This window comes from Rubrivirga sp. SAORIC476 (assembly GCF_002283555.1).
In the GTDB taxonomy this organism is placed as follows: Bacteria; Bacteroidota; Rhodothermia; order Rhodothermales; family Rubricoccaceae; genus Rubrivirga.
Window position 1 is genome coordinate 1618949 of the sequence record NZ_MVOI01000003.1, and the last position, 14501, is coordinate 1633449.

At 73.2% G+C, this 14501-nt stretch carries 11 protein-coding genes; all 11 read right to left on the reverse strand.

All coding sequences use genetic code 11. The features are described 5' to 3' along the window. Nucleotides 1–1683: a FlgD immunoglobulin-like domain containing protein gene (locus B1759_RS08645; RefSeq protein ID WP_095514609.1), complete on the reverse strand. Its 1683-nt coding sequence runs from the start codon at nucleotides 1681–1683 to the stop codon at nucleotides 1–3. Beyond that, nucleotides 1680–2969: a CsgG/HfaB family protein gene (locus B1759_RS08650; protein ID WP_095514610.1), complete on the reverse strand. Its 1290-nt coding sequence runs from the start codon at nucleotides 2967–2969 to the stop codon at nucleotides 1680–1682. Before B1759_RS08650 ends, B1759_RS08645 begins: the two co-directional genes overlap by 4 nt. 40 nt (nucleotides 2970–3009) lie before the next feature. Next, the gene (locus tag B1759_RS08655; RefSeq protein WP_095514611.1) at nucleotides 3010–4137 is read right to left on the reverse strand and encodes a hypothetical protein; all 1128 of its coding nucleotides are present in this window, start codon (nucleotides 4135–4137) and stop codon (nucleotides 3010–3012) included. 13 nt (nucleotides 4138–4150) lie between these two features. Next, entirely contained in the window at nucleotides 4151–6175 is a 2025-nt protein-coding gene (locus B1759_RS08660; protein WP_095514612.1) for a serine/threonine-protein kinase, read from the reverse strand. Nucleotides 6176–6313: 138 nt separating this feature from the next. After that, nucleotides 6314–7126: a PP2C family serine/threonine-protein phosphatase gene (locus B1759_RS08665; RefSeq protein WP_095514613.1), complete on the reverse strand. Its 813-nt coding sequence runs from the start codon at nucleotides 7124–7126 to the stop codon at nucleotides 6314–6316. Nucleotides 7127–7151: 25 nt separating this feature from the next. Further along, nucleotides 7152–8996: an FHA domain-containing protein gene (locus B1759_RS08670; protein WP_095514614.1), complete on the reverse strand. Its 1845-nt coding sequence runs from the start codon at nucleotides 8994–8996 to the stop codon at nucleotides 7152–7154. Further along, entirely contained in the window at nucleotides 8986–10809 is a 1824-nt protein-coding gene (locus B1759_RS08675) for a type VI secretion system contractile sheath domain-containing protein (RefSeq protein WP_095514615.1), read from the reverse strand. Before B1759_RS08675 ends, B1759_RS08670 begins: the two co-directional genes overlap by 11 nt. Before the next feature lie 154 nt (nucleotides 10810–10963). Further along, nucleotides 10964–12325 carry a HEAT repeat domain-containing protein gene (locus tag B1759_RS08680; protein WP_095514616.1) on the reverse strand — a complete coding sequence of 454 codons (1362 nt, stop codon included), beginning with the start codon at nucleotides 12323–12325 and terminating at the stop codon, nucleotides 10964–10966. 4 nt (nucleotides 12326–12329) lie between these two features. Then, nucleotides 12330–13160, reverse strand: coding sequence for an Imm49 family immunity protein (locus B1759_RS08685; RefSeq protein ID WP_095514617.1), 831 nt, complete (start codon nucleotides 13158–13160; stop codon nucleotides 12330–12332). Nucleotides 13161–13166: 6 nt separating this feature from the next. Beyond that, nucleotides 13167–13805 (reverse strand): hypothetical protein, encoded by a 639-nt coding sequence (locus B1759_RS08690; protein ID WP_095514618.1) that lies wholly within the window; start codon nucleotides 13803–13805, stop codon nucleotides 13167–13169. 7 nt (nucleotides 13806–13812) lie between these two features. Beyond that, nucleotides 13813–14496 (reverse strand): AHH domain-containing protein, encoded by a 684-nt coding sequence (locus B1759_RS08695; protein ID WP_095514619.1) that lies wholly within the window; start codon nucleotides 14494–14496, stop codon nucleotides 13813–13815. Nucleotides 14497–14501: the final 5 nt, after the last annotated feature.

A 14501-nucleotide genomic window follows, 5' to 3' on the forward strand; every position in this document is an offset into this window, starting at 1 on the left:
CTAGCGGAGGCGCGTGACGCGCACGGCGGCAGTGCCCGCCTCGGTCGTGAGGCGGACGAGGTAGAGGCCCGCCGCGACCGGCCGGCCGGACGCGTCGAGGCCATCCCAGGAGGCGGCCGAGGTGCCCTCGGGCAGATCCAGAGCGAGCGAGCGGACCGTGCGACCGAGCGTGTCGACCACGTCGAGGCGGGCCGGACCAGGGGTCGACAGGCGGACTGGGAGCGTGACCGCTCCGGCGGTCGGGTTGGGGTGAGGGGCGCCGAGAGTCGGCGCCAAGACCTCGGGATCGACCACGGCGGCGGCCCCGGCGCGGACGGCGAGGCGCCGCGTCGGCACGTCGGCGAGGGTCTCTATGCGGACGCGCCCGTCAACGACCTCCAGCACGCGGCCCGTGTCGAGATCCTCCACCACGAGCCCGTCCGGCCAGTCGCCGAGGCGGTCCAGGCGGAGGTCCACGGCGGCCCCGGCGGGCGGCGTCACCGTGAGCGCCCACGTGGCAGCCTCGCGGGGCTGGAAGTGGCTGATCCAGTCCTCGCCGTCGGCGCGGGCGGCGAGGCGGAGGCTACCGTCGACCGGCGGCGGCTTGCGGAGGTCGGCCGGCGGACCGTCCAGCGGCGCGTCCGTCCCCTGGAGGCCGAGCGTCACCTCGTCCGTCGACGTGCCCGACACGGCCGTGACGCGTAGCGCAGCAGCCCCTGCTCCGGCCCGCGCCTGGACACGCTCTGACAGCGTCCGCTCGGCGACGGGCTGGCTGGGCGACGCACGGAACCGCAGCAACCCCGATGGGCCCGGATTGAACACGAAGTAGCCCTCCCACGGCTGGAGCGTCGCCTGCCCCCCGACGAACGAGCCGGTGAAGGCCACCGGGTCCTCGACCGCGATCGGCCGCCGCACGTCGTCCCAGGAGATCGAGAAGAGGAACGGGTTGCCGATCTGGTTCCAGCCGGTGCGCACCGGAATGGTAACGTCGGCCGCGAAGATGCCCCCCTTGCCGATGGTCACGCCCGTCGACAGCCCGCGGTCGATGTCGAACGTCCCACCAGAACTCGTGATCAGCCAGTAGCCCGCGCCGGGGCGGATGCGCTCGAACAGCTCCCCGTCGGGGATCGCATCCCGGTAGTCTTCCACGAGCGGGTCCCAGCGGAGCAGCCGCCACTGTGCCGGGTCGCCGGTCTCCCCGAAGTCGTCGCCGAAGACGTCGATGGGGGCGTCGCTGCCGAGGACGGCGGGCAGGCCGGAGTTCGCCCCCAGCACGAACGGCACCGACACCATCCGGTACTGCCGCCTCGGCAGATCCACGGCCGACGTGATCGCGGGCACCAGCACCGGGACCCGGAACGGGAACGCCTCGGGGTTCTGGAGCGGCTCGGTGAAGGTCTCGCCGTCGAGCACGTACGACGCGTAGACCTCCAGGCCGGAGGGCGGGATCTCATCGATCACCACGGTCCAGAACGCGTCCCCCTGGTCGACCCCCACGAACTCCTGATAGGCCGTCTCCCCGACCGCGCGGACGAAGAGTGAGGCCGACTCGGGGAGCGTTTCGAAGAACTGCGCCGTGACTTCGGCCGAGAGACCGACGACCGGGATCTGCGGGTCGAGGCGGATCTGGAGGGGAGCCTGCGCCCCGGCCGATGAGGCCAGCGCGACCAGGAGGGCGGCGAGCAGGAGCGGGCGGAGGGTCATGGGCGGTTGCCTCCCGACGGCGGGGTGGGCGGCGGAGGGGGAGGATCCGGGAGCGTGCCGAGGATGCCCGCGTCACTCCCCTCGACACCGGGCTCACGTGTCTCGGTGCCCGGGGTGACGTGCCCGCCGAGCGCGGCTCTCAGTTGGTCCGCACGGCGACCGACGAGCGAGGGACCGGCCAGAGGGACGGGGTCGATGGTGGCCGCCGCCGTGGCGGTCAGCGTGGGCGCGGCGGGGGCCGAGGTCGCGGCGGAGAGCGTAGCAGACGTGCCCCGGCTCCCGGCGAGCGAGAAGCCGGGGTCACGCTGGAGCGCCTCGCCGTAGAGCCGCCGCGCGCCGAGGAAGTCACCGTCGTCCTCCAGCAGCAGGCCACGGCTGTAGAGCAGGAATGCAACAAGGTCCGTAGTCGGCGCCTGGAGGAGCCGTACCGAGTCCGCCGCGGCGACGGTCACGCCGAGCGAGGACAGCACACCGAGTGTGATCGTCTTCTGGATCTGGAACAGGTCGGCCACGCCGCCCTCGGTGGTCTCCACGTCGCGCAGCGACCCCTCCCAGAGCGCGGACTCGATGCGGAGCGACTCGCCCTGCACGTCCACCTCACCGCCGACCAGCTTGTCGGCCCGGAGCAGCATCCCCATGCGCGGGGCGGTGGCCGGGTTGAGAATGCCGTCGCGGGCGAGGTTGTACTCGGCCAGGAGCGCCTGCAGCCGCGCCCGCTCGACGACGGTCAGCGAGCCGACCGAGGCGAGGTCGATGGCGAGGACCTCGGCGAGGCCGCGCCCGAGGGCGGCGTACTCGGCATTGTCGCCGCGGTACGCGAACGGCAGCACGCCGACGGCGCCCGTCCCGGCGGCCGTGGTGACCGAGTCCTCGACGGTGAGCGCCGTCGCGAACTCGCGCTGGAGGCGCGCGCGGACGAGCCCGTCCAGGCGGCCCCGCAGCGAGTCGCGGTAGACGTCTCCGGCGGCGACCGAGAGGTAGCGCGCGTAGGCGTCCTCCGCCTCGGCGGTCTGGCCGAGGGCCTCGTGGACGAGGCCTGTGAAGTAGAGCGTCTGGCCGTCGCGCGGCGCGAGCGCGAGCGCCCGCTCGAAGGCGCCGAGCGCAGGCCCGTACGCTTCCTCGACGGCCAGCAACGCGCCGAGGTCGCGGAGCGCCTCGATGTCGCCGGGGTTTTCGAGCACGCGCGTTTCCAGGTCGGCGCGGGTCGGCACGACACCGACGGTGGGCCCGGCGCAGGCCGCCAGCCCGAGGGCCAGCCCGAGGAGGCCAGGGACGAGACGGGTCACAGAGCGAGGGGGCGTGGGGGGCGGACGTGCGGCGTGACGGTCATCGGGAGTTGGCGGCGACGAGGGGCACGACGCCCTCGTCCATGCGGAGTTGGGCGGGCTCGTAGTCCGGGTCCAGCGAGAGCGCCAGCTGGTACTGCTCCAGCGCGGCGCCGTAGTCCTCGGTCTCTTCCAGGGCCAGCCCGCGAGCGTAGGCGATCACGGCGTCGAGCGACTCGGCGGCCTGCGAGGTCGGCGCGGCGGGCAGGCGGGCGTCCACCGCCTCGGCGACGAGTTCGCTGAGGCACGACACGAGCGCGTCGAACTGGTCGGCACGGCCCTCAACGCGCTCGCCCATCAGGATGCGGCCGGTCTCGACGTCCACGACCCGAGCCGTCAGGAGCATGTTCTCCCCGGACTTGATGTAGGTCCCGAACACGACCTGGTCGGCGCCGAGGAGGCGGCCCGCCTCCCGGCCCGCAGCCTCGCCGGTCCCCAGCGACTGCTCGTCGAGGAGCCACTGCAGGCGGACGCGCTCGACCAGTTCCAGCTCGGTGGCGCCCCGCATCCGGTCGATCATGAGCGACGCGAAGCCGAGGCGGAGCGGGTCGACCTGCGCGTGATCGGTGATGGAGCCGTTCGTGAAGTCGGCGATGGCCAGCGTCCGCGCGCGATCCGTGCGGACGGCGTACGAGCCATCGGTATGGCGGCGAACCTCGTAGAAGGTCTCCAGCAAGGCCAGCGGCTCCACGTCCGGGTTCAGACGGACGACCGGGGGCTCGGTCTCGACAAGCCGCCGCAGCGCGTCGCCCGCCCCGGCGCGGTCGCCCATCGCGAGCCGCGTCCGCCCCAGCATCCGCAGCGCGACGCGACGCACCGGGTCGCCCGCGGATCCGGCGACGGCGTCGAACTGGCTCGCCGCGGCCTCAAAGTCGGCGCCGCTGTACGCGACCATGGCGGCGTCGAGGGCCGCGCTCTGGCCGCGCACGTCGGAGTAGTTGGGCTCGACGGACGGCGGATCGGGTGCCGGCGGCGGAGCCTGCGCGGTCGTCGTCGTGCGCGGCGCGTCACACGCCGCGATTCCGGCGGACGAGCCGGACATCGAGGAGGTGGCGCCGGAGCCGCCGCAGCCGGCCAGCACGAAGCCAGCGAGCGCGAGGGCCGAGAGGAAAGCCGGGAAGCGTGTCATGCGAACGGAGTGCTTAGTTGGCCGACCGGATCTCGAAGGCGAGAGGCACCGGCGGCAGGGGGTCTGGCGAGAAGCGCGGCGGCACGTCGACGGTCATCATGTCCTGACCCACGACCTCGTAGCCGCGGCGGCGGACGATGATGGTGTGGCGCCCGACGGGCAGCGTCACCTGCGTCGGCGTCTGGGCTCCCGGCTGGCCGTCCACCACGACGGTCATCCAGGCGCCCTCTGCGCCGGTGGTGGTCACGCGGACGACCCGAGACGGCGCGTAGCACCGGACGGCCGACCGCTGGCCGGCGGTCACGGTCACGCGCGTCGTTTCAGAGAGCGGGCCCGCCTGACAGCGGGCGGTGTAGGTGCCGGGACTCATCTCCCGGCTCCCCCCTGACATACTGGAACCGTCGAGGGAAAGCGTCACCCCGGCGTCCATCGTCACATCGACGGTCCCCATGCGCGCGGGCGCGGGGCCGGTGCTCTGCAGGGGAGGGGACGGCTGCTGGACCTGTGGCGGAGGCTGCGATTGCGTCTGCTGCGGCATCGGCTGCGCGATGGGGCCAGACTGGGCGACGGGAGTGTCGGTGGGCGGCGGCGGCGCCGTTCCGGCCTGCACCGCGACGGTCTGCGGCGGGGGGGGCGCGGGATCGAACGTGGGCAACACATCGACGGTGAGCGTCGTGTCGAGGCGCGTCGAGATGACGCGGAGCGTGTGGTGGCCCGTCCCGAGCGACAGCCGCGTCGGCAGGGGCACCGCCTGGGTGCCGTCCACGAGCACCGAGGCGGGCTCGGCCGTGCCGTCCCAGAACGCCGACACGTCGACGGCCTGGTCGGGCGTCGCGCAGGCGACCCGCCGCTCGGCGCCGCGACCCACCTCCACCTCGGTCGTCGCCGAGGCGCCGTGGGCCACGCACAGGACCTCGTGCGTGCCGGGGCTCACGTCGACCTCGCCGGCGACCGGCTCCCCATCAAGGAAGTAGGTGACCTCGGCGAGAGGGACGAGGGTGAGCGTGGAGGTCCGCGTCAGCCACCAGCCGAGGGCCAGCAGCGCCAGCACGCCGGCCGCGATCCCACTGAGGATGGCGGGCGACGGGCGACGGCCCGAAGCGGGCGAGGTCGGGGCCGTGTCGGGGGCCTGCCTCGGGGGCGGGACGACCGGTGGCGGCGGGGGCGGCATCCGGGTCCGCGTCGGCGCGGCGTCGTCGCCGACGCCCGCGAGCGCCTCGCGCATCTCCGCCGCGGAGGCATAGCGCCGGTCGGGATCCTTTTCGAGCGCCCGCATGAGCGCCGTCGCCACCTCAGGCGGCACACGGTCGTCGAACGCGGTCGGCGCCGGAAACTCGTCCTCCACGATGGCGCGCATCATGGTGAAGTCGCCCCCGTCGCGGTCGAACGGGAGGCGCCCGACGAGCGCCTCGTAGGCCGTCAGGCCCAGCGAGAAGAGGTCGCTGCGGTGGTCCAGCGTCGGCAGCGAGCGGACCTGCTCGGGCGACATATAGGCCAGCGTCCCCGCCACGGCCTGCGTCCGCGTCGCGTCACCGTCGGACTGGAGGCGGGCGAGGCCGAAGTCGGTCAGCTTGACCGTGTCGTCGGTGGTCAGGAGCACGTTGCGCGGCTTGATGTCGCGGTGCACCACGCCGACCGTGTGGGCGGCCTCCAGTCCGAGCAGCATCTGCCGAAGCAGCGGCCAAAGCGTGGCCCACGGCATCGGCCCGTCGGCCATCCGGTCGTGGAGGCTGCCGCCGTCGACGTACTCCATCACGATGAACAGCCCGTGCTCGGTCTCACGCAGCGCCATCACGCGCACGATGTGGGGGCTGGCCACGCGCGCCATCGCCCGCGCCTCCGTCCGGAAGCGGCGGACGAACGAGGCATCGGTCGTCATCCCGGCCGTGATCGACTTCAGCGCGACCGGGATGCCGAGCGCGGTGTCCTCGGCTCGGTACACCACGCCCATGCCGCCGCGCCCGAGCACGCCCTGGATGTGGTACTCGCCCACGCGGGCGCCGATCAGCGGGTCGGAGGGAGGAGAGGCGGCGCTCATGCAGTCACGGAGTTGAAAGGGCCGGAGAGAGTGGACAGGACGGAGGAGAAGGCGCTTTCCTTCATCCCTGTCGATCTGCCGAGTCGCTCACCGAGGCGGAGCGACTGGGGCGGGGGAGGGCGGGCGCCGACACGGCCATCACGGCGCCACCTGGACCACGACTGCCGTCGCGTTGTCGCGGCTGCCGAGGGTGCTGGCGAGGGTGACCAGCCAGTCGGCGGCCTCCTGCGGCGAGTAGCGGTGGACGGAGCGCACGATCTCGTCGGCGGAGACCGGGGCGAGGCCGTCGGAGCAGAGCACGAACCGGTCGCCCGCGCGGAGCGCCCCGGCGCGGACCACGTCCACCTCGACGTGCTCGCGGATGCCGATGGCGCGCGTCAGGTGGTGGGCGCGCGTGCGCGCGATCTCCGCCAGCGAGGGATCGTGGCGGGCGGCCTCGCCGAGCGTGTGGTCGGTCGTCATCTGGACGATCTCCTCGCCCCGAACGCGGTACGCGCGGCTGTCGCCGACGTGGCCGAGGTAGGCCTGCCCGTCGGCGACGAGCAGGAGCGTGCAGGTGGTGCCCATCTGGCGGACGTACGAGCCCGCGTTGGCGCGCGCCCAGACGGCGTCGTTGGCGGCCGTGATCGCAGCCTGCATCAGCGCGAGGCGGTCCGGCTGGGACCGGAAGCCCGGCCCGAAGGCGCCCATCATGGCGTCCACGGCGACGTTGCTGGCCTCGGCGCCCGCCTCGTGGCCGCCCATCCCGTCGGCGACGGCGAACACGGCGGGCTGCGGGACCACCCGGCCCACCACGTCGCCCGAGGCGATGGCGATGGCCGGCAGCACGCCAAAGGCGTCCTGGTTCTCGCTGCGGACGGCCCCCACGTCGGTCCGCGCCCCGGCGGCGATGCGGAGCGTCTGGGCGACGGCGGGGGATGGGGCGGGGGCGGAGCGGGGAAGAGGATCCACGGAACCGATGGGTGGGGTCGGGGGACTAGTCGCCGGGCGCCGGGGCGCTCTCGGAGCGGCGCTGCTGGAGCGCGCCGGTGCCGAAGCGCACCGTGCGGCCCGAGGTCGGGCCGGTCTCGGGCGCGATGCCGCCGCGCCCGCCTGCCAGCGCGACCTGCACCGGCGGGTCCATGTCGATGCCGAACATCCGTGGATTCTGGCCGATCACGGCCGCCGCGAAGATGTTCAGCACGTAGTCCTTGGTCTCGGCAGGCATCCGGCTGCGGTACTCGGTCAGGAAGCGCCAGTAGGTCCGGTGCGCGGGGTCGTTGGCGATGCCCCGCATGTGGTTCTTGATGCGCCCCTCGCCCCAGTTGTAGGACGCGCAGACGAGCAGCCCGCTGGCCTGCGCGAGGTGGGAGTAGATGTCGTGCAGGTAGCGCGCCGCGGCGTCGGCGGCGAGGCCGAAGTCGTGGCGTTCGTCGAGCGGGTCGTACTGGCTGGTGGCCACCAGCGGCCCGGGCTCCAGGCCGTACCGGCGCCCAGTCTCCGGGATGAACTGCCAGGCGCCCTTCGCATGCCCGTAGCGCGTCCACGGCCCCACGGCGCGCGTGTCGAAGTTGCTCTCCTGCAGCGACAGGTAGAAGAACTCGGTCGGCATGCCGTGGCGGCGCAGCGCGTTGACCGCCTGCACGTCGAAGCCGTTGACCTGGGCGTGGCGGACGGCCTGCTGAAAGCGCCCACTCCGCTTCCACTTGTTGACGTACACCTGGACCTCGTCCACGAACGCGTCCGGGATGGTCAGCTCGCTTTCCCCGAACGCCCGAGCGACGCGATAGATGGCTTCCTCTTCGGAGGAGAGTCCGTCGTACACCCCCAGGCGACGGACGAACTGGTCGTAGCGGGATGCCGTCCGGCGGCGGGCCTCGCGGGCACGCTCCAGGTCCACGGTCAGGCTGTCTGCGTTCTCCGGGTCCGCCTCGATCTGCGCCTGGACCCGCTGGACCTCGTTCGCCACCGCGATCTCGTAGGTGCGGAGTTCGTAGAACAGTTCCTGCGCCTCGGCCCGCAGCTGGTTGATGCGGTACTGGAGGTAGCCCGCGTAGCCGATCGCGAGCACACTTACGGCCAGCACGCCGATCACGATGGTCTGGTACCGCGACCGCTCCTTCTTCTGGACAGTCGCCTGCGCCTGCTGGAGGTCGTCGTAGGCTCTGCGGATGAAGCGCGTCCGCTCGCCGATGTTCTCGTCGTCCTCGTCACCGCCGAAGTAGTGCTCGACGACGGCGTCGTAGGAGAGCGCGTCGGTAGAAGGGCCGCCTCCGGCGGCTGCGGATGGGCCGTCGGCGGCACTGTCCCCTGAGGGGGACGACGGGGCCTCCGGCTCCGAGGGGGGCGAGGCGATCTCCCCCAGGTCGGGCACCGGCGGGTCGACCCGCGGTGAGGCGACGGGTGGCAGTGCCTCCACCGCTTCGGGCGACGGACGGAAGGGGTCGTCTAGGTCGGGCGCCTCGACCTCCCCAGGCGCAGGCGGCGCCTCGGCGACGGGTGCCCCCACCGTCTCGCCCGTCGAGGCGGACGGGGTGAACCGGAGGACAGGCCCCCCCTCTCCCACCTGCACCTCCTGCGCCGCTGTCACATGGACCCGCGCGACCCGCTCGCCGTCGACCAGGGTGCCGTTGGCGCTGCCCAGGTCCGTGATCCACCACCCGTCGTCGGCAGGGGCGATCTCCAGATGACGGCGGCTCACACGCGCCTCCTCGGGCAGCGCCACGTCGCAGGAGGCGTCGCGGCCGAGCGTGAACGGTCGGTCGAACGTCCACACCTGCCCCCCCGCCTCGACGCGAAGCGGGGCCGACGCGACCGACGGGCCGGGGGGATCAGCCGCCATCGGCAGTCGCTGCGGGGGCCGCGTTCGGGACCTCGACCCCGAACACCACGCCGACCGGGTGGGGCAACACCGCGCGTGGTGGTCGCAGGCGGACGCCGTACGTGCGCGTGGTCTCGGTGTCGTGCTCGTCGAGGTACTGGACCGTCACGGCGTCGGGCTCGACCGGCCCACCGTCGCCGCGGAGGAAGGCGCGGAAGCGACGGTCGATCTCGGCGATGGCAGCGTCCGGGTCGAGCCCGGCGCAGGCGGGACCGATGACGAGCGCGCGATGCGACGCGAGTGCGGTCAGGACGGCCGCGGGCAGACTGGCACGGGCGCGAGCGTCGCCCGAGGCGTCGGCGGGAGTCGCGGTGGTCGCGGGCGGCCCCATCACGGCGCGGTCGGTGCGGAGCGGACCCGAGAAACCGAGCACGCCCGCCCGCGCGAGGTCGTCGAGGACGCTGTCGCCGAAGGCCGCGGCCAGCGGCATCGCCCCCATCCGCGTGGTGCGGACCGGCAGGTCGGGCACGGTCTGCCCGGCCGACGCCGTCGGCCAGCCGCGGTCGGCGTGCGCCGCGGCCATCGCGAGGCCGACGAGCAGCGCGCCGCCCCCCCACAGCCGCTCGCCGCCCTCGACCCCGTGGGTCTTGTCCACGTGGTCCGGGCCGTAGGCGTGGCGCAGGAGAAACGGCGGGACGGCGAGCGCCAGGAACGCTGCGTCGGGGCGCGTCCGAAGCGAGCGGAAGGCAGCGTACTCGGGCTGCCGGAGCAGGGCGGTCGCAGGCGGCAGGCGCGAGAAATCGGTCGGCGCGGAGAGCCCGAAAAAGGCGGGCGACGCGCTCACCACGATGGGTACCTGAAGGCTGGCGCCCGAGGCCGCGAGGTCCCCCAGGGCCGTCAGGTCGGCCGAGGTCGTCTCGACGGCGTGGTCGACCAGCACGGCCGCCAGCGGCGTCCGCTCGACGCCGTGCGCGTACTCGGGAAGCAGCACCTGATGGTGGACCGCCTCAGCGAGCGCAGTCTTGGACGCGGCGAGCACCGACAGCCGCGCGCCCTGGCGGAACGCGAGCCGGTCCACGAGTCGCCTCAGCCCCGTCCAGGCTGCCTCAGCGCGGCGCACGTCCGGGTGCTCGACGACGGCGGACAGGGTGCGGCGGAGGCGCGAGGCGAGGTCGGTCGCGACGCGCTCGGCAGCGGCGCGGTCCACGTCGCCGGTCGGCTCGGAGGCCGCGCGGACGAGGGCACCCAGCAGGGGGTCCTTCGGCGGCGTCGCAGGGTCGTCGCCGTCCAGGGCGACCATGCCCAGCAAGGCGTCGAGGCCGCCGTCGTCGCTCGGAGGGGCCGAGGGGCCACCCGGACGTGCCGCCACGGCCGCAGCCAGCCCGTCGGCTCCGGCGACGCCAGTCTCGGCGAGGCGGTCGCGGAGGGCCTCCAGCGTGACGCCGCCCCGCCGGGCCTCGTCCAGGACGGCGCGCGCGCGGTCGGCCGCGGTCAGGGCCGGCACGCGAGCGACGATGCCCGCCGGGGTGAAGGCGTCGAGCGCGTCGGCGGTCCACTCCACCTCGGTGGGCGCACCGTCGAGGCCGGGCACGCGAACAGCCAGCATCGGGCCGTGCTCGCGCATCCGCTCGGCGACCGTGTTCGGGTCGACTTCCCAGACGCGGTCGCCGTCGGCCCAGTCGGGCACCGGGGCCTGCGGGTCGAGGTCGGCGACGAGGAGGAGGCGGAACGCGCCGCCGCGCTCGCGCGGTGACGCCCCCGCCGTCGGCGCCTCGGCCGTCGTGCGGTCCGGGTCGGAGGTGATCGTGAAGCCGACAGACGGAGACTCGGACATGGCAGAGGGAACGGGGCCGCTCCGACATGGCGCAGCCGACTGACCCTATACACCGGAAACCTCCGCCCTCCCCGTCACAGGAGTGAGGCGTGACCGGTGAACCACGAGCGAGGCGGGGGCCCGCCTCGGCACGGGGGCGAGCTCCCTGTCGCCCTCAGTCCGCGTAGTGCCCGGCCACGTACCAGCGGCCGGGGACGAAGCGCTGAGCCGCCGCCCACTCCCCCATCGCCCTGAGGGCCGCCCGCTGGCGCTGGACCTCCCAGGTCGGCTCGAACGGCAGCGTCATCCGGTAGCGGACCGCCAGTTCGTCGGCGATCCAGCGGCGGAGCCGATGCGGCACGAACGGCGCGCACAGCGACGACACCTGGCTCTCCGGTCCCGCCGCTCTCCCGAGGCGGACGCGCGGGGTCTCGGCGACGTGCGGCTCGTGGTCGGCCCACCACGCCTGCCAGACCTCCGGGTCGGTGCTCGGACCGGTGACCGTGGTGCCCCGTGGCGGCTGACCCGGCGGCACGAGCGGCTCGCCATTCGCCAGCCGCTCCTTCTCGTCGTCGAACAGCTCGTCCTCGTCGGGCACGTCCTCGACGAACGTGTCGGCGGTGAGGTCGGCGCCGGTGATCAGGTCGAGGGCGCGGGCGGCGGCGGGGGCAGCCTCGCCGGAGAGCGCGGCGATGAGGACGGGGACGGAGCGCGGATCGCCCATCAGCCCCAGTACATCCGCGGCGGCGGAGGCGGAGGGCGGATGCTGAAGGACCTCGTGGAGCCACGGGACGGCGGCCGCGTGCCCGGCGAGCGCGAGCGTCGGCAGGAGCGCGGGGTCGGTGCGGGCGGCTCGGAGGACGGTCGCAGGCGCGTCCGGGGCTCCGCTGCGCAAGAGCGCGACGGCCGCTTCCAGGCGCACCTCGGCATCCTCGTCGGACAGGAGCGGGCGGACGACGCCGTCCACCAGTCCGTCGGCCGTCTGGCCGAGCGCGCGGACGATCCGGGCGCGGAGCGACGGCGGCGCCTCCGGGAGCGCGTCCAGCAGGCCGTCGCGGCCAGGCAGTTGGCGGGCTGTCACGAGGTCGGCCGCGAGGCGGAGGCGTCGCGGGTCGCCGAGGAGGTCGGCACGCAAGGCACCGGGCTCCCACGCCGTTGGCAGCTCGGCCACGAGCGCGTCCGACATCGCGTCGAGCGCCTCGTCGTCGTCCGGGTCCACGCCCTCCATGGCCACGCCGACGAGGTCGCTGCGGCCGTGGCGGCAGAACACGCGGAGGCCGGTGTGCAGCTCGCCCGCGTCGCCGTCGAGCGCCTGCTGGCGGCAGACGGCGAGCGCGAGGTCGCCCCCGAGCACGAGCGCGTCCAGGTGGGCCTCCAGGCGGGCCTCCTCGTCGCCGAGGTCGAACCAGGCGAGGTCCGGGTTCTCGCGGTCGGCCGGGCGCTGCTCCCAGAGCGCGGCGGCCTCGGAGAGGTGCTCGAGGTAGAGGCCGATGCGGAAGCCCTGCTCGGAGCCGTCTTCGTGGAGATCGTCGAGCACGGGATCAGGAGGGTGGGTGGGACCGGCGGTACTCCGCCGCGAGGCGGTCGATCTGGCGGAAGAGATCGTCCGGCCAGGCGTCCGTCGGTCCGAGCCGGGCCGGACGCGGGCAGTAGACGTAGTCCTCCTCCAGCGACCACCCCACGCGCTCGGCGAGATGCAGGAGCGCGATAGCCTCGATGGAGACGTGCTGGCGGACGCGAAACACCGGGTCGCTCAGCCGGTCGGGCGTGAGGGCGGCGACCCAGGCCGTGTGAGCGTCGAGCACGCCCTCGAACGCATCGCGGAAGGCACTTTCGTCGCGGGCCTGGAAGGCACGGCACACGTCGAGCCGTGGGTCCCGGGCGCCGTTCGCCACGCGCTCGTAGCGCTCCACGAGCGCTGCCGGGGCAGGCAGCCCGGCCTCGGCCGCGGCGTCGGCGAAGGCGTGCGAGAGGAACCCGACGTAGCAGAAGTCATCCTCGTACTCGCCCTCCGGGATCCACGCGCCGGGCCCGGACGCGACCAGGTCAGCCGCGAGCGCGTCATGTCGGGCACAGAGGGCGGCGAACAGCGCGGGCGTCCGCGAGACGGCACGCTCGGGCGCGTCCAGTCCCTCTCGCGCGCACTGCTCGAGAAACCAGATCCGCGCCCTCGCGCTGTGCACGAGGTCCTCCCGGTACTTGTGGGCGTCGTACCGGACGAGCAGGTTGCACAGCGCGAGACCCTCGAAGGCGTCCTGGATCTCCTCGGCCACGCTCCCCAGGTCCTCCGGGCCAGGCCCCGACACAGCCCCTCCGACCGCCATGCGGGTGTCGGAGAGCAACGCGTCGTAGACATCTTCCAGCGTTTCCACGAGCGTCTAGAGAGTGTAGGTCGCCGGAGACGAGAACGCCGAGCCGACCGGGGCCTCGGCTTGGAGCCGGTGCATCTGCTCGGCCGTCACGAACAGGCGCGTTGGGAGGTGTGTCGGACGAAACACGGAGCGCTCCGGGTCGAGGCGATCGGCATCGACAGCGAGACCGTAGCAGACGGAGATGAGGTCGGGGTCGATAGGGTTCATCTCCACCTGCGACGCCCCCAGGTCGAGGCAGTCGACCGTCCCGAGCGGGTTGACGATGACGTAGGCGCGCTCGGTCGGCCGGTCCTTGTGGTTGTACACGGCCACGTCGAGAAGCTCCAAGTGCGCCGCCTCCGCGAGACCTGCCGCCTCGGCCGCATCCCGTGCGACCACGAGCAGGCTGTCGAGGTTGTACAGCACGTCGGGCAGGCGGACATCGCGGGGGTACGCCGGGTCCATGCGAAACGCCGCGTCGGACGGAAAGCGCTCGGCGACCGAGATGCCGCGCTTGAGCTCCCACACGTCCTCGACGTTGTCGAGGTACTGGGCGGACGCGTAGCCGCGCACGGGGGCAGGCTCCCAGATCAGCGCGGGAGCGTCGAGGTCCGGGCCGTCGTCGCCAGGAAACTCGTCCGGGAAGCCGTCGGGGAAGTCGTTCATCGGAGGATCAGGAGATGGCCTTCCACATGTCGTCGAGCCCGCCGATCACGGCACCCGACGAATCCAGCGGGAGCGGCTGGCGCTTGGTCGGCGTCGCGGCCATGGAAAAGGGCTTGTACCAGTGGTTCCGCCACTTATTCTGCATCTTCCAGCATGCGTACGTGCCGAGCGCACGCAGGCCTCGAGCCTTGAGGCGGGCCAGGAACGTCGCCGTGCACTGCTCCACGAGCCGCTTGAGCGCCTTGACCTCGACCTTGTGCGGGTTCCGCTTCTTCGAGTCGATGACATCCCACACGTGGTCCTTGAGCCACTTCTTGCACTCGTCGGTGTAGCCGTCTCGCGTGTTGTGGTCTACGTCGTGGGCCGGGATGTTCAGCGGCACCTTCCCGCCTGAGGCGGCATACTGGCGCTTGAGCGGCATCCCGTACATGTTCGGAGGGTCGTTGATGTCCCACGGCATCACCCAGAGGCAGTTCTCGATGAACTCCTCGCTCCCGGACGGCAGCACGCGGCCGCCCATTGCGTGATCGCACAAGATGTGGTGGGCCTGCCACTTCTTGCCGCCACCGGACATAAAGCCCTTCCCGCCCGCCTTGCAGCGCTTCCGGTAGGTCCGCGACGAGCGCCGCGTGAGCGTGCTCTGCCGCTTGGCGTTCTTCTGGAAGTGGGTCGTAGCAGCGGGAGCAGCCATAGATG

Coding starts and splice junctions, on each gene's coding strand:
- B1759_RS08645 (WP_095514609.1), bottom strand. CDS start 1,683: ATGACCCTCCGCCCGCTCCTGCTCGCCGCCCTCCTGGTCGCGCTGGCC.
- B1759_RS08655 (WP_095514611.1), bottom strand. CDS start 4,137: ATGACACGCTTCCCGGCTTTCCTCTCGGCCCTCGCGCTCGCTGGCTTC.
- B1759_RS08660 (WP_095514612.1), bottom strand. CDS start 6,175: ATGAGCGCCGCCTCTCCTCCCTCCGACCCGCTGATCGGCGCCCGCGTG.
- B1759_RS08670 (WP_095514614.1), bottom strand. CDS start 8,996: ATGGCGGCTGATCCCCCCGGCCCGTCGGTCGCGTCGGCCCCGCTTCGC.
- B1759_RS08675 (WP_095514615.1), bottom strand. CDS start 10,809: ATGTCCGAGTCTCCGTCTGTCGGCTTCACGATCACCTCCGACCCGGAC.
- B1759_RS08690 (WP_095514618.1), bottom strand. CDS start 13,805: ATGAACGACTTCCCCGACGGCTTCCCGGACGAGTTTCCTGGCGACGAC.
- B1759_RS08695 (WP_095514619.1), bottom strand. CDS start 14,496: ATGGCTGCTCCCGCTGCTACGACCCACTTCCAGAAGAACGCCAAGCGG.